Below are 25,585 nucleotides of genomic sequence, written 5' to 3'. Positions count from 1 at the left end.
TCACGAGCCGCAGCGATGCGGCAAAGACCGATCCGTCACGGCAGGTTGTTCGCCGCGGACGCTTGACAACTACGTTAAGGTTGAGCGGGTTGTGATGTTGCAACGCGCTGAAAATGGAGCGATTGTCGAAGGCGGCGCCGAAGTCGAGCTTGTCGTATAACGTCGACGCCGCGTGGTCACGACGATCTTACTTGCCGTACCGTTCGCTTGGGTGTGGCAGTCGGCTCGAGAATTTGACCGAAGCAGACGACCGCCACGCGCTCGCCCGTGGTTTTGGCGATATACATGTATTCGTCCGCCCGTTTGACATAGGACTGCGCGGTGTCGTCAGCTCGCAGGAAGGTGACGCCGACGGCGGCACCCGTAAACGTAACCTGCCCGTCGACGGGAATGGGCTTGAAGATGCGCTCCATCGTCTCTTGGAGATGCGGCTGCAGATCGCCTGCCAGTTTTCGGTCGATGTCCAGCAGCACGGCAAATTCGTCGCCGCCAATGCGAGCGATGAAGTCGGTGGCGCGGAACGTCTCTCGCAATCTGCTGGCAATGGTCCTTAAAACCTCATCGCCTGCAGCGTGCCCTATGGTATCGTTGACGGTCTTGAAGCCGTTGAGATCGATATAGGCAAGCGCGAGCTTTCGGTCGTTCAGCAGGTTACGCGCAACGGCGTCGGCAACGACTTCGTCGAAGCAGGCCCTGTTTGGCAGGCCGGATAACGCGTCGGTGCGAGCCGAGGTCTTGAGCGCGTTCTCAATCTCGCGCTGCTGGCGCACGCGGGCGGAGACATCGAGGATCACCTCGACGTCGAAAGAGACGCCGTCAATGACGGTGCGCTGGGCCGAAATCAGCGTCGGGATGATGGTCCCGTCGGCATAGGTGATGTCCACCTCTTCCAGCTCATAGGCACCTTCTTCTTCCAAAAGCCGGTGGCGCCGGTCGCGCGCCGGATTGTCGATCGCAGCGCCTTCGGAAATGAGCTTTCTGCCCTGTATGTCATCCCATTTCAGGCCGGTCAATCTCAGATAGGCTTCGTTGACTTTGACATAGCTGGAGGTCTTCGTGTCACTCGTCGTAATGGACATGGCGATCGGCGCGAACTCAAACATTCGCATCAGCATCGATACCAGCAGCTCCGTCGACAACACCTCCTGCTGGTCAGGGCTGGAGCTTGTTTCTTCTCCAGTCTGAACCGAAGGCTCATATGCGCCTATCTCAGGTGAAAGTCGCGTTTGCCACGCTTCTATGGAGGTATCGAGCTCCCCATGCGCGGCTTTGGGCTTTTGCTCAGCCGCCATTTCGGTGATGACGCCATACCACTTCGTAATTCTGCCGGCGGCGTTGCGGTGCGGCTTGGCGCGGCTAAGCATCCATTGCCAGGATTGGTCCCGCAATCTCATCCGGAACATGGCCTCGAAAGGCTTGCCCGACGGCAGCCACGCGAGCCATTCCTGGCGCACACGCAGGCGATCACCGGGATGCATGCGCTCGTACCAGTCGGCAATGCGATCAGACGTGCTTTTGGCCGTGCCGTCCGGTGTCGGTCCTATGAAGTTGACAACACCTTCGGCGTCGCTCGACCAAGGGATATTGGGCGTGAGTTCGCTGGATTGGCGCGCGTGATCCTCGGCCTCCTTGAGCGCGCTTTCGATTGCCTTGCGATCGGTGACGTCGATCGCAGTGACCGAAATGCCGATGGGCTCGCCCGCATCGTCGTCGACGCGGTGATTGATGACCAGGAACGCGCTTGTGCTTCCGGCAGGCTGATATTCGTCTATGACGACGGTCTCGCCGGCAAGGACGCGCTTGAGATCCCTGGTGACGCGGCGTGCCTCGCGCGGCGCCATGAAGCCGTGCACGGTGCGCCCGATCATGTCATCGGGGCGAATCCCGAACATGGCGGCAAACCGATCGTTGACGCTGAGATGGCGCAGTTCGATGTCGAGAAAGCAGAGGCCGATCGGTGCTGCATTGTATAAGGCCTCGAGATGATGAATTCTTTGGAAGAGCGAGGCGTTCACGCCATGCTGTGGTAACGCCTGCTGCTTGCGAGATGCCAGCAATTGCGCGGTTTGCGCGCCATCCAGCGGCTTGCCGAACAACCAGCCCTGTCCCACATCGCATCCAAGGCGACGCAGAATGGCTGCCTGTTCCTCGGTTTCGACGCCTTCCGCAACAACGGTCATGCCCAGGCTTTGCCCAAGCCCAATCACAGATGCCACGATCTTGCGGCTGCCGCTATCCTGCAGCATCGATCGCACGAAGCTCATGTCGATTTTGAGCCGATCGAAAGGAAAGGCGTGCAGTCGGGTGAGGCTCGCGAATCCGGTGCCAAAATCATCAAGGGCAAGCCCCATGCCGGCGGATTTGAAGGAGGCGATCGTCGACCGGACCGTCTCATCATTCTCCAGGAGTGCGCTTTCCGTGATCTCAATGTAAAGACGGTTTAATGGAAAGCCGGTTGCTTCGACCGTCCCGCGAATAAACTCATACAGACCCGGATCGCGAAACTGCATCGCGGAAATGTTGACTGCCAGGACGAAATTTCCCTGCCATAAGGATGCCTGGCGACAAGCCTCCGACACGACCTTTTCCGTCAGGGCGTTGATCAGGTCGCTCGCTTCGGCAACCGGGATGAAATCCGACGGCGGGATGGCGCCGAGCTTGGAATCGGTCCAGCGCGCCAGCACTTCAAAACCGACGATCGTTCCGCTTCGCATGTCGACCAATGGTTGAAACGCCGGCCAGATCGCCGGCGTCGACAAAGCCTCCCTTAGGGATTGCGGGGTCACTTTCGTGACGTCAATTTGTGTTGCTTGCTCGGTCTTTATGTCTTTGGTTTGTTTTTTTAGACTTGTCCGAGCGGCCTTCCGACGAGAAATCATATCGCTTCCACCTCTGCAAAGAAAACCTTGCCAGCGGCGGCTTAAAATTCGATTAGCTCTTGCAAGTATATCTGATTTTCATCTGCAAATCACCAAGCTTTCTGAAGCCTCGGCCCAACCTGCCCGATCTCCTGTGCTGGATGCCGCACCTGAAGTTCTGAAAAAATGCTGCGGCGTAACGAGCATGAAAGCCAAAGTGCTGCCGCGCGGATGTGCGGCCGAACCACAACCCGCGCGTTTGAGTGCAGAAGCTTATGAATATGGTCGCGTGGCTCTCATCAATACCCCATGCGCTTGAGGTCTTCGGGCAGGAAGGACTGACCGCTGCGGTTTTTGACGGCCGGAATTTCAGCAACGCGGTCCTGCCACGCTTTAAGCGCGGGCAGATCTGCAGGAACCACACCGAGGGCTTCGGCGAAAGCGAGGCCGGCAAGAAGCGTTATATCGGCCATGGAAAAAGCGTCGCCTGCGAGAAACTGCTGCTCTGCCAGGACGGAATTGAAATAATGCAGGCCTTCTTGCGCCTTCTCGGCCTCCCGTTGGCCCATTTCGGTCCGGCCTTGCCATTCGGGGCTCTTATAGGCTTGCAGCGCCTGCCCGAGGCCTGGGGTTGCGTGATGGAAAAAGATGCCGAGCGGATCGAGCACGAATGCCTCGGCGCGCCGCTGCATCATGTGGATGAGCGCCTTCTCGCTTGCGGTCCGGCCGGTCAGTTCCGGATTTCCGTCGAGATTGTCGAGATATTCGGTAATTGCAGTGCATTCCGAGATCAGCGTGCCGTCATCCAGTTCAAGGACGGGCAGCACGCCGGCGGGGTTCTTTGCAAGAAATGCCGCTTGCTTGTGCTCGGCGCCGATAAGATCGACGGGCACGAATTCGATCTTCGATTCCAGTTCCTTCTGGGCAACGACGATGCGAATGCGTGTCGGGTTTGGAAAGCCGGCGCGGTCGTAGATTTTCATGGCTCTTCTCTCTTCTGTGAAAGGACGAATTTCATCCCCGCCTGAACGGTTGAACGAGCTATCGCACGCGCCTTATTGTTTGATAATCTGCTATTATCTTATCGCCCTGTATGGCATGGCTTAACAATGAACAGGATAGAACTAGACGGCATTGCGATATTTCTGGCCGTAGCCGAGCTGAAAGGCTTCCGTGCTGCTGCCAGAGAGCTGGGCATCACAGCCTCTGCGGTCAGCCAGAGTATCCGGTCTTTGGAACAGCGTCTCGGTGCGCCGCTCCTGTCGCGAACGACACGCAGCGTGAGCCTGACTGAGGCAGGCGAGCAACTTCTTGCCCATGCAAAACCGGCGGCCGATCTTTTTCAGGCTGGAATGGATGCGGCACGCGATCTTGGGGAGCAACCGAGCGGCCATCTGCGAATAAATGCGCCCAGGCCGACCGTGTCATTGCTCATCGATGCGCTTCTGCCCGATTTCCATTTTGCCTACCCGAAAATAAGATTGGAGCTGGTGGGCGAAGACGAATTCGTCGATATCGTCGGGCAAGGCTTCGATGCGGGCATACGTCTTGGCCACACCGTCGAAGTCGACATGATATCGACCTGGCTTACCCCGGCGCAAAATTATGTCGTTGCCGGAACGCCTGACATGTTCGACAGGCACGGAATGCCGACGACGCCCGAGGAGCTTCAAAGGCTACCTGCAATCCTGACGCGCAGAAATGGGCAGATTGCCAGGAGTTGGGAGTTTTCGAAGGACGGCAGGGGTGTGCGGGTCGATGTGGATGGTCCATTGATCGTCAATGACTATGAAGCGGGCATCCGCGCGGCTTTGCGAGGCGTAGGCCTTCTCTATACCATCAGATCCGTCATCGCCGACCATATCGAGCGCGGCAGCCTCGTGCCCGTTCTGGAGCAATATTCGAGGCAGGTGCCGGGTTTGAGTCTTTATTATCCCAGTCGGAGCCAGTCTCTGCCCAAATTGCGAGCCTTCGTTGAGTTTGCGACCAGGCGATTGCGTCATCAGTCGTCTGGTGAAGCACCGCGCCGTAAGCACATCGGCTGAAACAGGCGCCGTTGCCAACGAGATAAGTTGCCCCGATGGCCTTAACCTCGACGCCGCAGGCGGCCTTTGGGTTTGCGGCAGCTCTTCAATGACGGCCGATAAAATTCTCTGGCAATGAAAATAATTGCAATGTCTGCGACGGGTTTGATGTTGCCTGCCGTTCAAATGCTGAAGGGATAACAAGGACTTTCGAAGAATGAGAAATGTCATCATGAAAAAGCTCGCGCTGCCGGGTTTTGCCGTTGCTGCCTGCTTTGCAGCCACACTACCGGCCAACGCTGCCGACGGATGTGGCTTCGGCTTCCATCGCGATTTCTTGGGCTATTGCCATCCGAATCGCTATTATCCACCTGTCGTCGTTGTACCGCGAGCTGTACCCTACGGCGTCTTCTATCCGGGTCGCGGATACTGGGATGGAAACCGTTATTGGGCACATCATTATTGGAGATATGGCGGCTGGCGCTATTATTAATTCATCAGCTCATATCGTGCGGCTGATCTGAAGAGATCGGCAGCACATGATATGTTAATGTGATCGCTTCGCCGCAATATTTCTTCGAAGTGATCTTGTCTTGGGATAGCTGGATGAAAATCATTGATAGGACAGCGAGGCATTTTATCATATTCGATGGGCAAGAAGTTCATAATGTTTTCGAGATTCTTCTATTGGATTTAAGAGATATCCGGAATCGCATCGATGAATGCAATGACGAACATATATTGCGGGCAATTGATAAATCGTACCTTATGATCAAGGAACTATATGACGGTTATACGGTTGTTGATGATCCACGCTATTGTGCAGCTGTCTTCAATGCACATGACCTGATCACCGCTCTAAGAGCTTGCATCAATATAGCAGAAAAGATGCTCAACCAATAAATCCATGATCTCAATTATACCAACAAGGCCGGCTATCTTCGCTCAGGATACCGTTTAATAGAATTCGAGAAAATCAATGAGGACAAAAGATGCGTAAAACATATCTTGCCGTGGCCGCTGCTCTGCTCGCCTTTGGCATGGTTCAGCCTGCCTTGGCTCAAAATGTCAGTGACACGGATGCAAGCCTCGACAAACTCTTTGGAGAGCATGCCTCTTACCATCAGTTCTTTGATGACCTCAGGAAAGCTATCGGCGCGAACGACAAGCATGCGGTTGCGGCCATGGTTGACTATCCGTTCAAGACGAAGATCAACGGTAAGCCTACCACGGTCAAGAGTGCTGCCGGCTTCATTGTAAGTTACGACAAGATCGTCACCGTCGATGTGAAGGATGCCGTGGTGCAGCAGACCTATCCCGCGCTCTTTGCGAATTGGCAGGGCGTCATGATCGGCAAGGGCAACGTCTGGTTTTCCGGACTGGTCGGCAAGGACAAGAAAACGCGCATCAAGATCATTGGCATAAATCACTAAGATCAGGCGGATGTGACGCCTCGACCATCTCCGGCCTCTCTTCCTGCAAGCACGAACAATCGTGCCTGCAGGAGAAGTGCGCGGTTTTGGAGCTCATGTATCCATGGTCGCCCGTATTTTGGGCGACCGACTTTGCCTTCCCCAAGTTTCGAGATCAGACGTCGGAAAAAACTTTCTGACGTGCGTGAATAAAAACGCGACTGCGCCGTTCACAGCCTGAAAGCAGCGAAAATGCTGGCTCCTCGAAAGGAAGATGTGACGATGACGCACTATCACCGACAGGATGGCTCAACCATATCCAGTGCTCGCACGACGATCGTTCGTCGTGCCGCGATGAAAAATCGGCTTATGCCATTGGCGCTCTATATCATCATGGGCGCGATCGCGCTTCTCACCCTGGTCATGGCGTTCAATGCCGCAGCGGCGCCCCTTCCCGACAACATCAAAGTCGACGGGGCGAAAGTCCTCTGGCGGGTTCATGCAGCGGGCCTGCAGATCTATGAATGCAAGGCAGACGCTGCCGGCAAATCCAGCTGGCAGTTCCGCGAGCCCTTGGCAACCTTGATGTCGGATGGGAAGACCGTTGGTCGCCATTTTGCCGGTCCCGGCTGGGAGTTTGCCGATGGCTCACGCATCATGGGCAAAGTAGCCGCGCAGGCCCCGGGCGCTTCCGACAAGGATATTCCCGTGTTGCGGCTCGATGTCATCAAGCATGACGGGAGCGGCGATCTATCCAAAGTCGACACCGTGCAGCGACTGGATACCAAGGGCGGCGTTTTCAGCGGCAGCTGCGATACGATCGGCGATCTCCATTTGGAGCCCTATAGCGCGGATTATGTGTTTCTGAGGCATTGATGCGCAGGCGCCACTAGCGAGGCGGCCCGAACCGCCGAGCGAGCCTGCCCATTTCCTTCCTACAGCATTCCGGAAAGTCCGACCGCAGTACATCTGCGGAAGGAGATTCTTTTAGCCAAAATCAGCTCACACGAAGAGGAAACGACGATGTTCAATCTCACGCGCAGACATATGATTACCGCGACCGCCGGCGCGATGGCAGCGATTGCGACCACGCGTATCGCAGGCGCGCAGCAGTCCGGCGAGGCCGCGGATGGCGGAGAAGAGCCGTTCAAGCTACCGGCGCTCCCCTATGGCTATGACGCGCTTCAGTCGGCGATCGATACCGATACGATGCATCTGCACCACGACAAGCATCATGCCGCCTATGTGGCAAACTTGAACGCTGCCGCAAAGCAGGCACCGCAGATTGCCGACCATTCGATGGAAGACCTTCTGGCCAACCTCGATCAGGTGCCGGACAGCGTCCGCACGACCGTGCGCAACAATCTCGGCGGTCACGTCAATCATAGCATGTTCTGGAAAATCATGGGCGTCGCAGGTGGCGCGCCCACGGGCGAGGTCGCGGCTGCTATTCAGCGCGACTTTGGTGGTCTCGATCAGTTGAAGACCGCCTTCAATACGGCCGGTGGCAAGGTCTTCGGATCGGGGTGGGTGTTCGTCACGGTCACGCAGGATGGCAGGCTCGCCATGGAAGCAAGGCCCAATCAGGATACGCCGCTGATGGAAGGTAAGCGCGTCCTTTTCGGCAATGACGTGTGGGAACACGCCTACTACCTACGCTACCAGAACCGGCGCGCTGATTACCTCCAGGCTTGGTGGACGGTAATCAACTGGGCCGAAATCGGCGAACGTTATGCCGCCGCACGCCAGGGTAAGTTGACGATCTGATCGAAGCCTGCAAGGACAGTGGCCGATCTCACGCGGTCGGCCGCTGTCGATGGCCGTCGGAAGAGTTTAACACTACGAGGATCGCGGGTCTTGATAGCCGATCGCAAACTCCACGCAGCTCAGCAAGAGGTGCAGAGTGGCCTTGTCGACCATCTGAAACGGTTGTGGCGTTACGGATATGTCCTGTCCCGACAGCGGGACGTGGCGGAGGATCTGGTACAGGCCACCTGCCTGAGAGCCATCGAGAGGGCGACGCAATATGCGCCCGGCACGAGGCTTGATCGCTGGCTGTTTTCGATCCTGCATTCGATCTGGATCGACGAAGTGCGGTCCCGGCGCATTCGCCTAGGGGGAGGGATCGTCGAGGCAGACACCGCGCTCGTGGTCGATGGCGAGCAGGAAAATGAGACCCGCCTGATGGCCAACCAGGTTCTGAAGCTCGTCGATGCACTGCCCGAAGCCCAGCGCAACGCCGTCTTCCTCGCTTATGTCGAAGGCCTGTCCTACAAGGAAATTGCCGAGGTTCTCGATATTCCGATCGGGACTGTCATGAGCCGACTGGCGAACGCGCGCGCGAAACTTGCCGATAATCTTGCCGCCGCAAAAGAGCAGCCGCTCCGCGAAAGGAGAGACTGATGTCAACATATCTTGATCCGAACGCGCTATCCGAAGACGAGCTGATTGTCGCCTATCTCGACGACGAGCTCGATGCTACGGCAAGGCTTGATGTGGAAGATCGCTTGAAGCGGGATGGGGCGTTCGGCGAACGCTTTGAGTTCCTGGCTTCCAATTCCGTTTCGATGAATGCGGCCTTCGCAGCTCTGCTTGACGATGCGCCCGTTGAGCGGATGAAATCGAATCTTCCCGTTTTGGAGCTGCGGGAGCAACGCCGTACCGTGCCGACGCGGCGCGGCTTTCTTGCGGCGGCCTGCCTTGCCGCAGGAGCGGTTGCAGGCGGCGGCCTCGTTCGTCTTCTTTCGTCAGGCGATGCAACCTCCTCCCAGGATTGGAGGGGTGTCGTTGCGGACTACATGCAACTCTATTCTGCCGATACGTTGAGCAATCTGAGCGACGATCCCGCAATGAAGGCGGACCAGATCGCCAGAGTGGCAAACGTGTTGCAATTGCCGCTGACGACACAAGGTCTGATGATCTCGGGCATTCCGTTCAAGCGCGCGCAATTGCTGACATTCAACGAGAAGCCGTTGGCGCAGATTGCCTACCTGGACCCGAAATATGGGCCTTTGGCGCTCTGCCTCACGCACAGCAGCACAGGCAAGTCTGATTTTCAGACCGAGCAACGCCTCGGAATGAACATCGTCTTCTGGTCGAGCGCCGATCACTCCTTCATGGTCATCGGCCGAAACCCGCCGACGCAGCTCCAGGCCATCGCTGCCCAGCTCCGGCCGGTGCTGGAGGGTTAGCAAGCGTCAGGGTCGTCGCTGCCTCTGTGGGCAAGCCGTCGCCTGTGACCCGATTTGTATCAGCGGGTTGAAAGCGAAGGCGGCGGCGGCGGGGTGGTCGCACCCGAGGCGAGCGAGCGCTGGACCATGACGCTGTCGGCCCAGCGGCCGTAACGATAGGCAACGCCCGGCAAGAGGCCGACGCGCACGAAGCCGAAGCGTTCGTGCAGGGCAAGAGAGGCGGTATTGTCGCCATCGATGTAACCGATCATCTGCCGGAAGCCGGCGGCCGCGCAGGCATCGATCAGGCCGCGCATCAGGAGGCTGCCGATGCCCTGGCCGATATGATCGTGATGCACATAGATGGAGTGCTTGACGGTATAGCGATAGGCCGGCCGCTTGCGAAACAGCACCACATAGGCGTAACCGACGACCTTCTCGCCGTCGACCGCAACCACATGGGGAAAGCGGCGATCCTTAAGGTTCTTGCGCCGTTCGCGCAGATCATCCGGTTGCGGCGTGTCGTTGTCATCCACCCCCACCTCGATGCCCCGGCGGATATGGCGACGGTAAATGGCAAGCATGGCATCGACGTCCGTCTCCCGGGATGGGCGAATGACGATTCTCTTCTCCTGCATCATAATCGAACCTGAATTTCCCTGCCTATTCCGCAACGACGTAAGTATAGAGCCGGATGCGGCCGGATGCATCGATTTCGCGATAGACCCCTTGGATTTCCACCTCGAAACCGGGGAAAGTGTTGAAGCAGGTTTCAAACATCTTGAGATAGTCGATCATCGGTTTTGCCTGTTCGGTCAGGCGCTCGCCCGGCACGATGGTCGCGATCCCCGGCGGGTAGACGACGAAAGGCGTCGTTGCGATCCGACCTGCAATCGCGTCGATCGGCAGATAGTCGACATCGTTGCGCACCAGGCAGCGGGCGGCATCATGGGGCGACATGGCGATCGGCGGCAGGTGCTCGGCGGAAAACTGCTTGGTCTGCAGCGCGCTGACATCGGCCTGCCGGAAGAAGTTGTGCATGTCCGTGCACAGATCGCGTAACCGCACGCCGGCATAGCGCCCCGGGCGACGGCGGTAGAATTCCGGGATCGCCTCTTCGATCAGCGCGTTGTCGTCATGCAGCTTCTTGAAGGCGACGAGGCCGCTGATCAGGGTGCCGGCCTTGCTGGCCTCGACGCCGGGCGTGAGCAGGAACAGCAACGAGTTGAGGTCGTTCTTCTCTGCGACGATTCGGTTTTCCCGCAGATATTGCGCCACCACGGGCGCCGGGATGCCATGCTCGGTGTACTTGCCGTTCGCCCGATCGAAACCGGGGGTGAGCAGGGTCAGCTTGTTGGGATCAGTCATGGCAAAGCCCGGCTCCATGCCGGAGAAGCCATGCCATGTCGCATCCGGCGTCAGATGCCAAAAGGCGGGGTTGGTGGCGAGCTGATCGGTTGCGATGCTCTCCCAGGGCACGTTGTGCACGGCGCCGGGGCTCGATACGTCGGGGATCGCCACGCGATCCGGCACGAACGGCTCGAAGAACCAGCGGCGCTCGGCGCGATGTTCCTTCTCCTCGAACTCTCTGCGCACGGCGCGGATCTTCTTGCGCAGCTCGATGCCGAGGCGGATCGTATCGTCCCAGAGCACTTCGCCCGAGCGGCCCTTCATCATCTGCGCGCCGACGTCGAGCGAGGCGAACAGCGGATAGAAGGGCGAGGTCGAGGCGTGCTGCATGAAGCTCTCGTTGAAGCGACGGTGCTCGACGCGGCGCTTTTGGCCGGTGATGTGCCGGTCCTTCATGTGGATCTGCGAGGCCTGCGAAAAGCTTGCGAGCTGCTTGTGTGTGGATTGCGTGGCGATGATGCCGGGCGCATCCGGACCAAGTTCCGAAAGACCCATGGCGAAGCGCCCTGCATAAAGCGGGTGGAACTTCATGAAGCCCGCCCATGCCTCGTCAAAGAGGATGTAATCGCACAAATGGCCGATGCGCTTGAGGATCATCTCGGCATTGTGGATCGTGCCGTCATAGGTGCACTGTTCCACGACTGCGACGCGGAACGGGCGCGGCTTCTTGTAGGCTTCGGGATCCTTGACCAGCGGATGGGTGCGGATGCGTTCGCGCAGCGCATCCTCGTCCATGGTCGCGAAGTCCATCGGGCCGATCAGGCCGTAGAGATTGCGGATGGTCGGCAGATAGACCGGAATGCCGCCCGAGATCATCAGGGCGCCGTGGTGGGCGGCCTTATGATTGTTGCGGTCGAAGAGAACGAGATCGCCGTCGGTGACGAGGGCTGACAGGGCGACCTTGTTTGACGTCGATGTACCGTTCAGCACGAAATAGGTCTTCTCGGCGCCGAAGATCTTTGCCGCTTCTTTCTGAGCGGCAAGGGCAGGGCCTTCATGGGTCAGAAGGTCGCCGAGATCGAGCACAGAATTGTCGAGGTCGTCGCGGAACACCGCCTCGCCGAGGTGCTCCATGAACACGCGGCCGATCGGGCTGCGGCTATAGAAGATGCCGCCATTGTGCCCCGGGCAGGTCCAGAGATGGTTACCTTCCTCGGCGTAATCGACCAGCGCGCCGAAGAACGGCGTCTTCAGCGTTTCGGCATATTGCTTGAGCCGGCTGATGAGGCTCTTGGCGATGAAGGCAGGCGTTTCTTCCGACAAAAAGACATAGCCGTCGATGAAGTCGAGCACCTCGACCGGCACGTCCTCGAAGCGTTTGCGGCGGATGAGCAGGATGATCGGAAACTCAAGGCCGCGCCGGCGCATCAGATTGATGAGGGACGCCGTCTTGCCCTCCAGGCCCTTCTTGCCCCAATCGACCAGCATGCAGCCGATCGCGGCATCCGTCTGCACGGAAATTTCAGCATCCTCGAGATTGCGCGCACGCACCACCTCGAAACCCGACCGCTCTATTTCCTCAACGATCTGATTGTAGCGGGCACCCTCCAGATCCTCGCTGTCAAATGCCGGCGTTGCGAAGAGAAAGTTGAAACGTCTGAAATAATCCATCTGAGTACCCGCTCCTGATTTGGCTGGAGGTGTCGGCGTATTTCATGACATGGATGTGACAAAAGGATGATGTTGTCCGACATACGTGCCGGGATTGGATGTGGTCGGCCTTGCGATTATGTTTCTCAGGACATCGAGAAAATCAACCCTTGGTCGCGTACACGAGCGGGCAGCTGGGCATGCGAGCCTGTCATTTCGCTACCAAGGGCAGTAATTTCTATTGAAAGATATCCAACTTAAAGTATGTTTATCCTGCCGATAGGCCTGCTCTGGATGGCAGGCTTCGGGGGAGGAAACCACGGTGCTCCTTGGTGTCAGCAAGCTCCACAATTCTGCCTGTGCAAAGGGCAGGGATGTCGACGCATCCTTCGATGACAATGATGTCGTTGGTTTCTCCGGTGAAAGAGCGCTCAGGCCTGTGGTCGAACCTCGCGTCACAACCGCCGGCATGATTTCCTGTCCTCTCAGCGTCCATCGCCAGGAATCGTGAGATGCGAGCCGCGAGCGTCGCATGGCTTCCATTCTTGCAGGTGCCTCGGCCTTTTCTGCTGGCCACCCTGGCCGGCTGGGTGCTGATGATCGGGTCGAGTGCGATCCCGACATTGCCCGATCTTTGTGTCAGCGGATCGATGGCTCAGGCAGTCCTGGCGAAGACCAGTGCCGCTTTTGCGAGTGGTGATCTGGTAGCTGCGATATTCTCCTGGTCCGCCATGATGCTGGCGATGATGGCGCCGCTGGTCGCGGCGCCATGGCTTCACGTTTGGCGACAAAGCCTGCGGCATTATAGATGGCATGCCGGCTCATTATTCTTGCTTGTCTACGTCCTGATCTGGATGGCGCTGGGCGTGCTTCTGGTGCCGATCGCCGTGATTATTCGCGCCTCATTTGCGGACAGCGATGTGGTTCCGGCTGCCTTGGGTCTCGGGGTTGCCGTGGTCTGGCAGATGACGCCGGCCAAGCAAGCCTTTCTGAACGCTTGCCATCGGCGTCCCGCCCTTTCCGCGTTCGGATCTGAAGCCGTGAGCGACATCGTAGGGTTCGGTCTGTCGCAGGCGCGCTCGTGCGTCGGTACGTGCTGGGCTTTCATGCTTTGCAGCCTTCTTGTGAGCGGCCCGGCCCACTGGGCCGTGATGGCGGCAGTCCTGCTATTTTCAATGTTTGAAAGGAGCCGCGCTCCGCGCAGGCCGCAATGGCTTGCAGCGCCTGGCTTTGTAGCATTTCATATCTTCCGATTGGCCCCATTCCCCGGCAGAGGCTCGCAATGATCATCAGCATTCCCGTCTATGACAAGGTTGATCTACTTGATGTCACGGGACCTCACGAAGTCCTCAAATGGGTGGATGGCCTTGAGGTGAGGCTCGTTGCGGCAGCGACGGATCGTCCGATTGTCACGCGCGACGGCTTCCGGTTCCTGCCGACACATTCTTTTGAGGAGGCGGTCAAAACCGATGTGATTTGGGTCCCCGGCGGCGATCCGACAGCGCTTGCGCCGATGATGAACGGCAGTGCGGATCCGCGTTATATGGATTATCTCAAGGAGGCGGCCAGCCGAGCCACGTGGGTCTGCTCGGTCTGCGAAGGCGCGCTTCTTCTGGCTGCAGCCGGACTTCTGGATGGTTATGAGGCAACCACGCACTGGCAATTCATCCCCTGCCTCAAGACCTTCAAGACGGTGAAGGTCGTCAAGGGCTTTCCCCGTTTTCATATCGATAGAAACCGGCTGACCGGCGGCGGAATTTCCTCTTGTCTCGACGAGTCGCTTGAACTCGTCCGCCTCTTGACGAACGATCACACCGTGCGGCACGTGCAGCGAACCATCCAGTATTTTCCAAAGCCGCCATACCCGAGCGATCTACATGAGCCGGCGCATTGCATGTTTTCATGGTAGGTTGAGCCCTGCTGACGATGCCCGAATGATGCGGAGACGCATCGCGGATGAATGGGCAATATAGATGGGGGCCGGCTCTTGATCATTCGTTACGCATGCTGGTCGGCATGGCTATCAATCTGCGTCGCCGTCTTTGCCGCGTCACCAAGCCTCGCGTCTTGGAGCATCGAAACCGACCGTTCAACGTCGACGACGCATGGATTGTTTGAGATTCGCGAGGCGGCTCGACTTTTCGTTGCGCGGGAAAATGCGAAGGGCGGCCTACAATGGCAGGTTCTGGACCCCAACCCGAAGATCCTCGTTCCTCGATGCGATGTGCCCCTCAAGGCCGAATGGACGCCGAAGAATTTGGGTAGATCCATGCGGAGTGTCACGGTTGTCTGCGGAAAAGCGCGGCCGAACGACGTCATGCCTCGCTGGAACGTCTATGTTTCCGTACGCAAGATCTAGGCGCGAGTTGCGGTCAGATTCAAAGCAGGACAGGTAAATTCCAGCGCACACCGGTCGCATTATGCGCGGCAACCGCGTTGCTATTGCCTGGCCAGTCAGGATCTTTTTTGGGAACAAGCCTGCCGGATGGTTGTTCGATCTTGGTCAACAACGACAATCCAAGGAAAATATCATGTTCTTGAAAATCCTCGCGGTGTCCGCTCTTTCCATCGGCCTGGCAACCTCGGCGCTCGCCCAGCAATCGAGCGGCAGCGGTAGTGGTAACGGCTCGGGCTCGAATTCGGGCAGCACATCAGGCAGCTCGTCCGGTTCTGGTTCCAATAATGGCTCGAGCGGAAACAACGGCTCCGGCACCAGCAATAACGGCGGCAGCAATAGCAACGGCAGTGGCACCGGCACCAGCACAGATGGCGGCAAGGCAAGCGATTGCAACGGTATGTCGACAACCAAGAATACGACAAACATGAAGCAGGATCAGGCGGCCAACCCTGCCGCGACTTCAAATTGCCCGTAACGTTCTCAGCAGGAGATGATGTCTACTGCCCGTTCTCGAAGTCTGAAATCTTCGCAAGCCATGCACTCGGCAATCCAATTGGAGCCATCCATGCCGAGTGCATATTCGCAGCAGGCATTTTTGTGCGCATCGAACGCGGCCTCGGATCTGAGCGTCAGATGCCGGCATACCACTCGTAGCCGCGATCCTCCCAGAAGCCGCCATTGCCTCCCCACAAATCGTCGAACCTGTCGCGGATCTCGATGCGCATGACATATTTTGCGTGTTTATAGCCGAGATGGCGCTCGACACGCAGGCGCAGCGGCGCACCATGCTCGACTTCCAGATCCTTTCCGTTCATCGAATAAGCCAGGATCGATTGCGGATGGAAAGCGTCGATGAGGTCGATGCTTTCGTAATAGCGGCCACTGCCATCCAGGGTCTGCTCCAATTCGTCCGCGCAGTAGAAAACAGCGTAGCGGGCGCCAGGCTTAAGGCCGACGGTCTGAAGGATCAGCCCTAGAGGGACGCCCTGCCATTTGCCGATGGCGCTCCAGCCCTCAACGCAGTCATGACGTGTTATCTGGGTTCGCGAAGGCAGTTTCTTCAGATCTGCGAGCGAGAACTCCATTGGCCGATTGACCATGCCGTCGATCTTGAGGCGCCAGTTGGCAAATTTGGTCTCGACCATCTCGACATAGTCAGCGCTGTTCGGCTGGATCGATCCGTTCGGATGAAAGCTCGGTGTGATATCGGCCTCTGTATACTCGCGGGCGAGGGCCTGCGGCGAGACGATCAGCCGCTGTGTGCCCATCGTCAACCGCTCGGCCATGGCAAGCACCTGCTGGACGTGCTGGTTCTGAGTGACGTCATCGCAGCCCGTCAGGCCGACGGCGCCGAGAGCGGCAGCCGAACCGATAAGAAAGCGGCGGCGGGTGAAGGGAGAGGTCATTGGTCGGTCTCCTCGCGGGTGATCGCATAGCGGCCGGTCACCATCGAACGCATGTTGTTCCAGAGCCCGGAAAGGATCACCATCGCCACGTGAACGACGACGAACAGGACAAGACTCCAGGCTGTGATAAAGTGAATGCCACGGGCGGATTGCCGACCGCCGAAGATATCGAGCAGGAACGGATAGCCGGCGTCGATCGCCGGCGACATCGTCAGGCCGGAGCCGATCATGAGCGGCAGCAGAATGAAGATGACGATCAGGTAGGTCAGCTTCTGTAGCGCATTATACCGCCGGGCCTTGTCGCCTTTCGGAAAGCGCAGCCGGGCATGATCCTTGATCTCGTGCCAGAGATTGCCCGGCGTGATCTCGTTTACGGACGGTGCCAGATCGCGACGGAAATGGCCGCCAATCAGGCTATACGCCACGTAGACGAAGCCGTTGATGACGAACAGCCAGGCAAAGAAGAAGTGCCAGCGCCGGCCGGCCGCCAGATCCTGGAAGCTCGGGATCGTCGCCCATGCGGGAAAAGCCCGCGGCGTCATTTCGCCATCGACCATCGATGCGCCGAGAACACCGGTTGTCGTGATCGACAGATGACCGAGACGGACCGAGCCGGTGACAGTATCACCATCCTGACTACTGCCGATTTCGAACCAGGACGGGTCCTCCACCGCGCCGTAATTTCCCCAATGCAGTTGCGGATCGGCATTGAAAATCTGCATTCCGCTCAACAGCAGCAGCGTCAGGCAAAGGACGTTGATCCAATGCGTGATCCGCGTGAGAACCGAGTGTCGGCGAATGAATATCTTTGCCGGGGATGGAGGGGAGGCTGTGCCGATCTGCTCGATGCTTGCCATGGGGTGCGTTCCTGATCGTACGGCTTGGGAATGATTGGCGAAAACGACGGGGCAGGGTGCGTTTACCCCCTAACGGGCCATTTATCGGGATTGCCCGAATGCCAGCGGCATCCGGGCAATCGTCTATCGGTGGCAGCTTACATCGGCGGAACGACGCCGTTTATGCCGACGATCACACGGTCCGATTCGACCATATTGTCGCCTGTCGTCGTGCCATTGATGATCACTCCGGCGCCGGGCTTCACGTCCGCCTTGGTCGCATTGCCGAATGTGACGACGGGCGTGCCCGGCGGGATCGAGATTTTCTTCTGGCCGCCCTTATAGGTGAGCGACAAAGTCGGGCCGTTGACGGACGTCACCGCACTGGCGACGGTCGCGTTGGTCATCGAGCTCTTCGGCTTCAGATCCCAACCGTAATCACCTTCTCCGGTGCCCTTCATCGCGGCCGGAAAGATCAGCACCTCAAGCGCGCCGTTGACGCCGCTATCGGTCGGAACGGAGGCGATCCCAACGAAATCGCCTGGCTTGATGTCCGTGACGGACGCGTTGACGATCCCGTTAACCGCCCATCCCGACTTCAGCATGATGGTGACGTCCTTGCCCTCGCGGGATTTGACCATCAGCGTGTCGCCATTGAGGCTTTCCACGACGCCGCGAACGCGCGCCTTGTCGGCGGCATGTGCGGAAACCACCGTCAATGCGCCGAGTGCCACGGCCGCCCCGATGATTTTCAGCTTTGATAGCGACATTCTACTCTCCATATCTCTCATCTCCTGATAGGTGATCCCCGGTTGCCATCAGGCACACGACGCGGGGTGATCGCTTGGAAGATCGAGCAACTTGCAATGGCGCCTTATCGGTGACAGCAGTTGTTCTTCAAATTCCGCCCTCTCATTCGGCGGTCGAGCGAATGCGTTACAGAGATCACGCGGATGTGATCGAACGAAAGGGAATAAAAATTTGCCTGCCGATGTAACAAGTCGCGCCAGATAACGAATGACGGTTCGTGAATGACTAAATCTGTATCGGAAGAGGTCCTGAAAGGTCTGATGCTTCTGTCGCTTGATGGCGATGAGGCGGCATACAGGCGCTTGCTCACCATTCTGCGCGATCTGCTTCTGGCGTTTTACCGCAAGCGGCTCGGCAACGGTGCCGAACGAGATGCCGAGGATCTGGTCCAGGAGGTGCTTTTGGCGGTGCATAGCCGGCGCATTACCTATGACCGGGAAAGACCCTTCACTGCCTGGTTCTTCAGGATCGCGAAGTACAAGCTGATCGATCATTTCAGGGCGAACAGCAGCAAAAGCAGCGTCGAGGTGGCGCTGGGCGAAGAGGTGGCGGCGGAATTTCGAGAGGAAGCGCTTTTTGCGCATCTCGATGTCGAGCGGCTTCTCGATCAGCTGCCTGCCAAGCAGAGAGAGCTTTTGAAACAGGTGAAGATTGCCGGAAAGACGACCGCGGAAGCGGCAATCGCAACGGGGCAATCAGAATCGATGGTTCGCGTCAGCATTCACCGGGGAATGCGCGCAATTGGACGCAGGCTGGGTTTTGCCAATGACGAAGAATGATGAACTCATAGAGGCTCTGGTGAGCGAGCTCACCCCGGTCAGCCCGCATGCGCTGCGAAAGCGGCTGGCACTCACTGTCGGCATCGGCGTGCTGGGCGCGGCGATCATTCTGTTCGTGTCGATCGCCCTTCGTCCGCATCTGCACCAGGTGACGGTGGCGGCATTTTGGGTGAAGTTCCTCTATACGGCCGCCTTGATGGCCGCGACGGTGGTTGCGCTTGATCGGGTTGCTCGGCCGGAGGGATCGATTGGCGGCATGGTCAGGCTTTCGGTCATTGCGATCGCAATCGTCATCCTGCTCGCCATTGTCCAGCTCGTCCTGTCGCCCGCTTCGTCCTATCACGGACTGATCATCGGATATTCCGCGTCGTTTTGCCCGTTCCTCATCGTTGCGTTCGGCATCCCGGCATTCTGCGCCAACATGTGGTTTCTTCGCCGAGCTGCGCCCATGGAGCCCAGGCTTGCCGGCTTCGTTGCCGGCGCGTGCGCAAGCGCGATCGGTGGATGGGTCTATTCCTGGGCCTGCGTGGAAAACGGCATTCCATTTATCGCCATCTGGTACACCGTCGGCATCCTCATCGGCGGCCTATTGGGAAGCCTGGTCGGCAAGTTCAGCCTGCGCTGGTAGTACAGCGTCAGTGTTGCTGTGGTTTGCCATCTTGGCTATTGGCTCCGCCAGACTTCGGAGCGATGCGTCTGGCGAAGCCCTTACCTTATCATTTATGCGGCGCGGTCGCGCGTCCCGTGCCAGTCCGACTTAATGGACGATCCGTCATCACGTTGAACGACGCGGCGATTGAGCTTGAAGAGGCTGACGAGCTGTGCCAGTGCCTCGGCGCCCATGGCAAGCGTGCCGCTGATTGCGGTCGTGCGGGCGCTCATTGCGGCATTTTCCTGCGTCATCCGCTCGAGCCGGTCGACTGCCCTGCTGATATTTCCGAGACCTGCCGTCTGCTCATCGGCCGCCTTGGCGATCTTATCGACATTGCCGTCGATATGCTTCACCAGCACATCGATCTCATTCAGAGCCTTGCCGGTCTCGCCCACAAGTCGCACGCCTTCGAGAACTTCGGCGCCGGAATTATTGATCAGCGACTTGATCTCCTTGGCCGCGTTGGCAGAGCGTTGCGCGAGTTCGCGCACTTCCTGCGCAACGACCGCAAAGCCTTTGCCAGCCTCGCCGGCGCGTGCTGCTTCGACCCCCGCATTGAGCGCCAGCAAGTTGGTCTGGAAGGCGATTTCGTCGATTACGCCGATGATCTGGCTTATCTCGCGCGATGCTGTCTCGATGCGTTGCATGGCGCTGACGGTCTTTTGAACAACCTCGGTCGAAGCCGCCGTCGAAGCGCGGGCGCTTTGAACAAGCTGACGCGTCTCTTTGGTATTTTCGGTCGACGAGCGCACGGTCGAGGTAATTTCGCCGAGTGCCGCGGTCGTTTCCTCGAGCGCTATCGCCTGGTCGCGGGAGCGTTCGGCCAGAAGTTCCGAAGCCTCGCGCACTTCCTGGCTGCTTTTGCTGACGTCACCCGTCTGCCCGAGCACGTTCACCAGAGTCTTCTGAAACTCGCCGATCGATTTGTTGAAGTCGCGGCGCAGGCGTTCGAATTCGCCGACGAAAGGTGTGTCGAGCGTGATGCGGATGTTGCATTGTGAAAGCCGCTCCAGTGCCGAGCCGAGTTCTTCAACGGCCTGCATCCGGTCGGTCACGTCGATGGCGAACTTGACGACCTTGAATACCTGGCCCTTCTCGTCGAGGATCGGGTTGTAGGACGCCTGGATGTAGACGCGCTTGCCGCCCTTGCCCAGCCGCATGAACTGACCGGTCGAGAAATGGCCGCCGCGAAGCTCCTCCCAGAAGGCCCGATATTCCTGTGAGCGGGCGTAATCGGGTTCGCAAAAGATGGAATGATGCTTGCCGACAATCTCGTCCAGCCCATAGCCGAGTGCGGCCAGGAAGTTTTCATTGGCGCTGAGGATCTTTCCGTCGGGTGTGAATTCGATCATCGCTTGCGCGCGTGACAGCGCGGCCAGCTTACCCTCGTCTTCGGCGCTCTTGCGGCGGATCGCCGTGATATCTGTGGCGATCTTCACAACCTTGTATGGCTTGCCGAAGCGGAAGACCGGATTGTACGAAGCCTCGATCCAGATTTCCTGGCCATTTTTGGCACGACGCCGATACTGGCACTGATCGTACTCGCCGCGAGCAAGCTTTGCCCAGAATGCCTTGTATTCCGCAGAGCCCGCTTCTTCCGGCAGCACGAACATTCTATGATGGCGTCCGATGATCTCGGAGCGCTGATAGCCGAGCGCTTTGCAGAAATTGTCGTTCGCCGTCAGAATGTTGCCTTCGAGATCGAACTCGATGATGGCCTGAGACCGGCTCAGTGCGTCAAGCACGGCTGCTGAGTCCAGGCCGAATGTGGGAAAGCGAGACATTTCTTTGGAACCCCCGGGATGGCACATGTCTTGGGCGCGATCACCTTCCCCTATGCCTGCCGGCAGTCGGTGATCGTGTCTGACACGACGCTAGAGGAGCTCCGTTAAATAGCGATTAAGCATAGGGAAAATGCTATGCGCCGTGTCGTTTTTTGTCTGAAGCCCAAGGCGGCCTGGTTTCGACAGGCCGCGACGCTGGATCTGATCGTCGCGAAAATGGCCTTCCCGCCCGAAATTCGGGTTACCAGGGAATAGGGCCCTCCGCGCCCTGATAGGCGCCCTTGCCGTCATGGACGTTGCTCAGCGCCAGTTCGACCGGGAAGACGGCCGCTTCCGAGGGCATGCGGTCGCCACGGTGTCCGCTGAGGTCGGTATTGACGAGGCCCGGGCATGCCGACACTGCCGTAATTCCTGTGTCGCGCAGTTCTGCGTTGAGCTGGATCGTCAGCAAGTTCAGTGCCGCTTTCGAGGCGTTATAGCCGATGAGACGCACGTCATAGAATGGCCAACTCGGATCCCCGTTCAAAGTAAGGGAACCCAGACTGCTGGTCATATTGATGATGCGTCCCGCATCGGACTTTCGCAGTAGGGGTAGCATCGCCTGCGTGACGGCGAGCGGACCGATAAAATTTGTTTCGAGTTCGCGGCGTACGGCATCAAGCGACGCTACACTTGGCGCGCCGTCCGCGTAGTCGGCGATGCCGGCGTTGTTCACCAGAATGTCGAGACGGCCATGCTTTGCATCGATGCCGGCCGCAGCGGAGGCTATGCTTTCAGGATCGCAGATGTCGAGCCTGATGACCGATACGTCGATGCCCTGTGATGCCAGCCGTGCGGCCGCCTCTCGACCTCGGCTTAGGTCTCGTGCGCCAAGAAGGACCACGACATTCGCTTCCGCGAGCTGCTTGGCGATTTCATATCCAATTCCCTTGTTGGCGCCGGTGACGAGCGCGATGCGATCCGAAGACTTCGTCATCTGAAACTCCTTGAAAATACTGGTGATCGGGTGCAAATGAAAAATAAGAAGGATTCTTCAGGTTTTGAATTCGCATATGGTTTTCGCGCAAACACCGGTCTCAAGTGCCCGCAAAACACCGCGTCAGGCGCGGTCGGCGACGACTGTCGAGGCAATTTTCGAAGCGACGATTCAGGTTTTGCTGACCGATGGTCCGATCGACCTGACGACGACACGCGTGTCGGAAAGGGCGGGCGTTTCCGTCGGGTCGCTTTATCAGTATTTCCCCAACAAGGAGGCGCTCTTTCATGCTGTGAACGAGCGCTATCTGACGATGCTCGCGGATCGGGTCGAAGCGACTTGCCTCGCTCATCGCGGCATGGCGTATGCCCGCATGGCCGAAGCTTTGGTTGCTACCTACATCGAGGTGAAGATCGAGCGCCGCGATGTCACCATGGCTCTTTATCGGGCAGCCGCGCATGCCGACGTGGCCGAGATCGTCGAGACGATGGCGCGGCGGATAGAGGCGGCCAGCGAAGCCATGTTCGCAACCGCGTCGGACGCAAGGTTCCGAAATCTTCCGGCCGTGAATGTCACGATGCTGAATGTGCTTTGCGGCACGGTGCGGAATGTCTTCGAGCGGGATATGTCGGAGCTGCTCGTCGATGGCGGCCTGCAGACGCAGTTGGCTCTTATGTTTTCCACCTATCTGGCGGCGGTGAAAGTTGCAGACTAGGGGAGGACCTGGCCCGGCTTTTCAGTCGAGCACATAGGATATCGATGAAACCCTGGAAGCCTGAAGATAGGCCTGAAGACGCTGCCCGGCCTTGATGCTGGATAGCTCGAGATGCGATCTCAGCGAGCGTTCGGCAAGATCATCATCTCGTGCGGCGATGGCTTGCATGATGTCGATATGCTCCTGCATGAAGTCATCGACCGGCATCGTGCCGCGAACGGCGCGTTGAATGTGCTTGCCGGCAACGAGTATGCAGCGTGTGCGTTTCAGCGCTTCAAGAATTTCAGGATTTGCACTGTAGCGCAGCGTCTTGATGTGGAGATCCTCCTCCAGCGCATCGAGCTCGGCGCCGGCGACATCCGGAAACTTCTCCGAAACCTCCATGAGCCGTTTCAGCATGGTTTCGATCGCCTCAGTGGGGATACGCCGGATGGCGCTCCTCAGTGCTGCTGGCTCCAACAGCAGGCGGAGTTCGTAGAGATCACGAAAGCGGGTCTCATCCAGGGAGTTGATCCACCAGCGGGATTTGCTGTCGCGCATGACGATGCCGTTCTCCGCGGCATGCTTGATAATGTCTCCCGCGACGGTGCGACCGACATCGTAATGGCGTGCAAGCGCCAGTTCGTTGATTCTGGCGCTGCCGAAGACCGCGCGCAGGATGACGGTGTTTTCGAAGTCGTAATAGAAATTTTGCCAGGCAAAGGTCTTCTGAATAGCGGCCTTCTCCTGCAGGCCGAGCATTTCGGGCGTTATCTTGATGCGAATTGGATCGCCCCGTCGTCCCGCAAGCATGCCGCGGCCATCGAAGCGTCGAATCACCCCTTCGGATTCCAGAGTTGCAAGCGCCTGCTTGACCGGCGAGCGACTGGAATCGAAGACGGCAGCAATTGGGCCCTCCAGAAGAACGGTCCCTGCCGGAAGGCTTCCTGATGCCAAGGCTTCGCGGAGTGTTGCAGCAATAGCTTCATAGGCGAGAGTGCGATGCGCCATCCGATCGGGTTCCATTTCCGGGTTGCCGCTTCTATGTGCCAAGCCGGGAACTCGAAGTCACCAAAATTATGACCCCCGCAGGGTGTTGGAAGCGGCCATGGCTTGCAGCATGCAGACGCCCGGGAACATCCAGCCGGTTGCCGAAATTGGAGGCGAGGATCTTTGCCGAATGATCTCGCCGATGGTTGAGCGGCTACGGCTCTAAAGCTTCTCGAAGCTGAATTCGGGCTTCAGCAGCACCTGTTTCTCCGCGGCCTGATCACCCGCGATACAGGCGAGCAGTACATGCCCCATCCTTTCGCCCGTATCCGTCAGGTCCTCATAGATGGTCTCGACCTTGGGCTGGATCTGGCTCAGCAGTTTCGAGGTGCGCTTCGCCACCACGTCGTATTCCACGCCGAGCGTAAGGCCGTTGTCTCCCATGCCGGTGATCGTTGCGAGCGCCGAGACCTCGCCGCCGCAGGCAAAGCCATCTGGCGAACCCGGTTGGGCCGCGCGGCGGCTCATATAGTCGCGAATCTGCTCCACCGGACAATCAAGGTCGATTTCCTCTGGGACCTCATAGTCGACACCCGCCTCGCGGACAGCCGTCATGAACCCATGAAGGAGGTGCTGCGAGAAGGTCAGCCTCCGGGGCGGAAGAATGATCATCGGCTTCCGCCGCCCGCGCTCGACAAGCCGCTTCGTCGCCTCATAGGCGAAGCTGAAATTATCGTAGTCGACAAACGGGTGATCCACCATGAATTCGGTCCGCCCGTGCGTGACAAACGGAAAGCCGCTCTCAAGCAGGAGACGGACGCGAGGATCGAACGGTTCGGTTCGGGAAAACAGCAGGCCGTCGACCATGCCGTTGCGCACGAGATAGCGCACCGCTTCGACATTGCTGCCATTGATGAAGTTCGGTGTTACGATCAGATGGTAGGCCGTGTCCTTGAGGGCTTTGGCCAGGCCGTGCATGATCGAAATGCCGTAACCGAGAATCTCCTCGTGAGGGTCGAGCAGGATGCCGATGACATTGGTCTTGCCCGTTTTCAGGCGCTGGGCAGCGCGGTCGGGCAGGTATCCGATCTGTGCGGCGACCGCATGAACGCGCTCACGTGTCTCAAGCGAAATTTGCGGTGCATTTCCAAGTGCACGCGATACAGTCGTGACGGCAAAGCCGGTGATTTCGGAAATCGTGCGAAGCGTCGGCTTTCCGCTTTTGCGCATGGGCGCCTCAAGGGGCGCGGATGTTCCGGACGTATTTTTCAAGGGGTGCTCGGCCTGCATCGGAGTGACCGCCTTGTACGATGTTTCGCAGCCAAGTGCAAATGCGTTATTGAAAACGTTTGCGGAGGCGATTTCGCAAAAAATTGACTGAAAAACTCGCGATGAATCAGATGAAAAGTAAGACTATTCAGCTGGTTATATCCAATATTCAAATCACAATCGACATCTTGACTTGAAGTTGTTTATAACGTTTTAAATGCTTCGCGGCAAATGAGCCGATAGCAAATAGCCTCCGCTCGGTGGTGGAGGTTTCAAAGGCGGAGGAAGGCCTTCGCTTGGAAGAGTTGCGCAACCGGGAGGGTATATAATGCGTAGATTGCTGAGTGGTGTTGCGATGCTTGCTCTTGCGCTGTCTGGATTGACGGCTGGAGCGGCGCGCGCGGCGGATGTTAAGGAAGTGCAGATGCTGCACTGGTGGACATCGGGCGGTGAGGCAGCGGCTCTGAAGGTGATCAAGGACGCGCTGGCCAAGCAGGGCTACAGCTGGAAGGACGTTCCGGTTGCCG

At 58.2% G+C, this 25,585-nt stretch carries 26 protein-coding genes and 1 pseudogene; 16 read left to right on the top strand and 11 right to left on the bottom strand.

What is annotated here, in order from left to right:
- Positions 1-176: 176 nt before the first annotated feature.
- Both HGP17_RS28030 and HGP17_RS28025 read right to left on the bottom strand, forming a co-directional pair.
- Positions 177-2,786 carry an EAL domain-containing protein gene (locus tag HGP17_RS28030; RefSeq protein WP_168814160.1) on the bottom strand — a complete coding sequence of 870 codons (2,610 nt, stop codon included), beginning with the start codon at positions 2,784-2,786 and terminating at the stop codon, positions 177-179.
- Between the two features lie 371 nt (positions 2,787-3,157).
- Positions 3,158-3,841, bottom strand: coding sequence for a glutathione S-transferase family protein (locus tag HGP17_RS28025; RefSeq protein ID WP_168814158.1), 684 nt, complete (start codon positions 3,839-3,841; stop codon positions 3,158-3,160).
- A gap of 126 nt (positions 3,842-3,967) precedes the next feature.
- Here HGP17_RS28025 and HGP17_RS28020 point away from each other — a divergent pair, with 126 nt between their 5' ends.
- From HGP17_RS28020 to HGP17_RS27985, 8 genes are all read left to right on the top strand, one after another.
- Positions 3,968-4,903 (top strand): LysR family transcriptional regulator, encoded by a 936-nt coding sequence (locus HGP17_RS28020; protein ID WP_168814156.1) that lies wholly within the window; start codon positions 3,968-3,970, stop codon positions 4,901-4,903.
- A gap of 211 nt (positions 4,904-5,114) precedes the next feature.
- Entirely contained in the window at positions 5,115-5,375 is a 261-nt protein-coding gene (locus HGP17_RS28015; protein WP_168814154.1) for a hypothetical protein, read from the top strand.
- Between the two features lie 113 nt (positions 5,376-5,488).
- A complete protein-coding gene (locus tag HGP17_RS28010) occupies positions 5,489-5,785 on the top strand; it encodes a hypothetical protein (protein ID WP_168814152.1) in 297 nt (98 codons plus the stop codon).
- Positions 5,786-5,874: 89 nt separating this feature from the next.
- Positions 5,875-6,315 (top strand): hypothetical protein, encoded by a 441-nt coding sequence (locus tag HGP17_RS28005; protein ID WP_168814150.1) that lies wholly within the window; start codon positions 5,875-5,877, stop codon positions 6,313-6,315.
- Positions 6,316-6,576: 261 nt separating this feature from the next.
- On the top strand, positions 6,577-7,170 hold the full coding sequence (locus HGP17_RS28000; RefSeq protein WP_246704259.1) for a DUF3455 domain-containing protein: 594 nt from the start codon (positions 6,577-6,579) through the stop codon (positions 7,168-7,170).
- 147 nt (positions 7,171-7,317) lie between these two features.
- The gene (locus HGP17_RS27995) at positions 7,318-8,061 is read left to right on the top strand and encodes a superoxide dismutase (RefSeq protein ID WP_168814148.1); all 744 of its coding nucleotides are present in this window, start codon (positions 7,318-7,320) and stop codon (positions 8,059-8,061) included.
- A gap of 90 nt (positions 8,062-8,151) precedes the next feature.
- Positions 8,152-8,697 carry a sigma-70 family RNA polymerase sigma factor gene (locus HGP17_RS27990; RefSeq protein ID WP_205926166.1) on the top strand — a complete coding sequence of 182 codons (546 nt, stop codon included), beginning with the start codon at positions 8,152-8,154 and terminating at the stop codon, positions 8,695-8,697.
- The gene (locus tag HGP17_RS27985; RefSeq protein ID WP_168814145.1) at positions 8,697-9,485 is read left to right on the top strand and encodes a twin-arginine translocation signal domain-containing protein; all 789 of its coding nucleotides are present in this window, start codon (positions 8,697-8,699) and stop codon (positions 9,483-9,485) included. The genes HGP17_RS27990 and HGP17_RS27985 overlap by 1 nt, the downstream gene beginning before the upstream one ends.
- A gap of 59 nt (positions 9,486-9,544) precedes the next feature.
- Here the strand turns inward: HGP17_RS27985 and HGP17_RS27980 are convergent, their stop codons facing one another.
- Positions 9,545-10,105 (bottom strand): GNAT family N-acetyltransferase, encoded by a 561-nt coding sequence (locus HGP17_RS27980; protein ID WP_168814144.1) that lies wholly within the window; start codon positions 10,103-10,105, stop codon positions 9,545-9,547.
- A gap of 22 nt (positions 10,106-10,127) precedes the next feature.
- Entirely contained in the window at positions 10,128-12,485 is a 2,358-nt protein-coding gene (locus tag HGP17_RS27975) for an Orn/Lys/Arg decarboxylase N-terminal domain-containing protein (protein ID WP_168814143.1), read from the bottom strand.
- Between the two features lie 491 nt (positions 12,486-12,976).
- On the opposite strand from HGP17_RS27975, the gene HGP17_RS27970 reads away from it, so the two are divergent.
- The 4 genes from HGP17_RS27970 (at position 12,977) to HGP17_RS27955 (ending at position 15,337) form a co-directional block, all read left to right on the top strand.
- Positions 12,977-13,750 (top strand): DUF2182 domain-containing protein, encoded by a 774-nt coding sequence (locus HGP17_RS27970; protein WP_168814142.1) that lies wholly within the window; start codon positions 12,977-12,979, stop codon positions 13,748-13,750.
- Entirely contained in the window at positions 13,747-14,373 is a 627-nt protein-coding gene (locus HGP17_RS27965; RefSeq protein ID WP_168814141.1) for a DJ-1/PfpI family protein, read from the top strand. The genes HGP17_RS27970 and HGP17_RS27965 overlap by 4 nt, the downstream gene beginning before the upstream one ends.
- Before the next feature lie 201 nt (positions 14,374-14,574).
- Positions 14,575-14,823 (top strand): hypothetical protein, encoded by a 249-nt coding sequence (locus tag HGP17_RS33820; protein ID WP_246704258.1) that lies wholly within the window; start codon positions 14,575-14,577, stop codon positions 14,821-14,823.
- Between the two features lie 61 nt (positions 14,824-14,884).
- The gene (locus tag HGP17_RS27955; protein ID WP_168814110.1) at positions 14,885-15,337 is read left to right on the top strand and encodes an oxidoreductase; all 453 of its coding nucleotides are present in this window, start codon (positions 14,885-14,887) and stop codon (positions 15,335-15,337) included.
- Between the two features lie 154 nt (positions 15,338-15,491).
- On the opposite strand, the gene HGP17_RS27950 is transcribed toward HGP17_RS27955, so the two are convergent.
- The 3 genes from HGP17_RS27950 to HGP17_RS27940 form a co-directional block, all read right to left on the bottom strand.
- Positions 15,492-16,268: a molybdopterin-dependent oxidoreductase gene (locus tag HGP17_RS27950; RefSeq protein ID WP_168814140.1), complete on the bottom strand. Its 777-nt coding sequence runs from the start codon at positions 16,266-16,268 to the stop codon at positions 15,492-15,494.
- Positions 16,265-17,125 carry a cytochrome b/b6 domain-containing protein gene (locus HGP17_RS27945; protein ID WP_168814130.1) on the bottom strand — a complete coding sequence of 287 codons (861 nt, stop codon included), beginning with the start codon at positions 17,123-17,125 and terminating at the stop codon, positions 16,265-16,267. The genes HGP17_RS27950 and HGP17_RS27945 overlap by 4 nt, the downstream gene beginning before the upstream one ends.
- A 137-nt stretch (positions 17,126-17,262) precedes the next feature.
- Entirely contained in the window at positions 17,263-17,874 is a 612-nt protein-coding gene (locus HGP17_RS27940; RefSeq protein ID WP_168814127.1) for a hypothetical protein, read from the bottom strand.
- Between the two features lie 261 nt (positions 17,875-18,135).
- Between HGP17_RS27940 and HGP17_RS27935 the strand changes: the two genes are divergently transcribed.
- The gene (locus HGP17_RS27935) at positions 18,136-18,693 is read left to right on the top strand and encodes a sigma-70 family RNA polymerase sigma factor (RefSeq protein WP_168814125.1); all 558 of its coding nucleotides are present in this window, start codon (positions 18,136-18,138) and stop codon (positions 18,691-18,693) included.
- On the top strand, positions 18,680-19,321 hold the full coding sequence (locus HGP17_RS27930; protein WP_168814123.1) for a DUF1109 domain-containing protein: 642 nt from the start codon (positions 18,680-18,682) through the stop codon (positions 19,319-19,321). Before HGP17_RS27935 ends, HGP17_RS27930 begins: the two co-directional genes overlap by 14 nt.
- Positions 19,322-19,413: 92 nt before the next feature.
- On the opposite strand, the gene HGP17_RS27925 is transcribed toward HGP17_RS27930, so the two are convergent.
- Positions 19,414-21,129, bottom strand: a complete 1,716-nt coding sequence (locus tag HGP17_RS27925) for a PAS domain-containing methyl-accepting chemotaxis protein (RefSeq protein ID WP_168814121.1) — start codon at positions 21,127-21,129, stop codon at positions 19,414-19,416.
- Between the two features lie 241 nt (positions 21,130-21,370).
- Positions 21,371-22,105, bottom strand: a complete 735-nt coding sequence (locus HGP17_RS27920; RefSeq protein ID WP_168814119.1) for an SDR family oxidoreductase — start codon at positions 22,103-22,105, stop codon at positions 21,371-21,373.
- A gap of 76 nt (positions 22,106-22,181) precedes the next feature.
- On the opposite strand from HGP17_RS27920, the gene HGP17_RS27915 reads away from it, so the two are divergent.
- The gene (locus HGP17_RS27915; RefSeq protein ID WP_168814117.1) at positions 22,182-22,820 is read left to right on the top strand and encodes a TetR/AcrR family transcriptional regulator; all 639 of its coding nucleotides are present in this window, start codon (positions 22,182-22,184) and stop codon (positions 22,818-22,820) included.
- A gap of 21 nt (positions 22,821-22,841) precedes the next feature.
- On the opposite strand, the gene HGP17_RS27910 is transcribed toward HGP17_RS27915, so the two are convergent.
- Complete coding sequence (locus HGP17_RS27910; RefSeq protein ID WP_168814446.1) at positions 22,842-23,810, bottom strand: GntR family transcriptional regulator; 969 nt, start codon at positions 23,808-23,810, stop codon at positions 22,842-22,844.
- Between the two features lie 201 nt (positions 23,811-24,011).
- Positions 24,012-25,019, bottom strand: a complete 1,008-nt coding sequence (locus tag HGP17_RS27905) for a LacI family transcriptional regulator (protein ID WP_168814114.1) — start codon at positions 25,017-25,019, stop codon at positions 24,012-24,014.
- 367 nt (positions 25,020-25,386) lie between these two features.
- On the opposite strand from HGP17_RS27905, the pseudogene HGP17_RS27900 reads away from it, so the two are divergent.
- Positions 25,387-25,585 (top strand): annotated as a pseudogene (locus HGP17_RS27900) (sugar ABC transporter substrate-binding protein); the annotation flags it as partial.

Origin of the sequence: Rhizobium sp. P38BS-XIX, from assembly GCF_012641435.1 — a bacterium.
Classification (GTDB): Bacteria; Pseudomonadota; Alphaproteobacteria; order Rhizobiales; family Rhizobiaceae; genus Rhizobium.
Note: the sequence above shows the minus strand (reverse complement) of the source record. Positions and strands in the feature narration are given on the sequence as shown.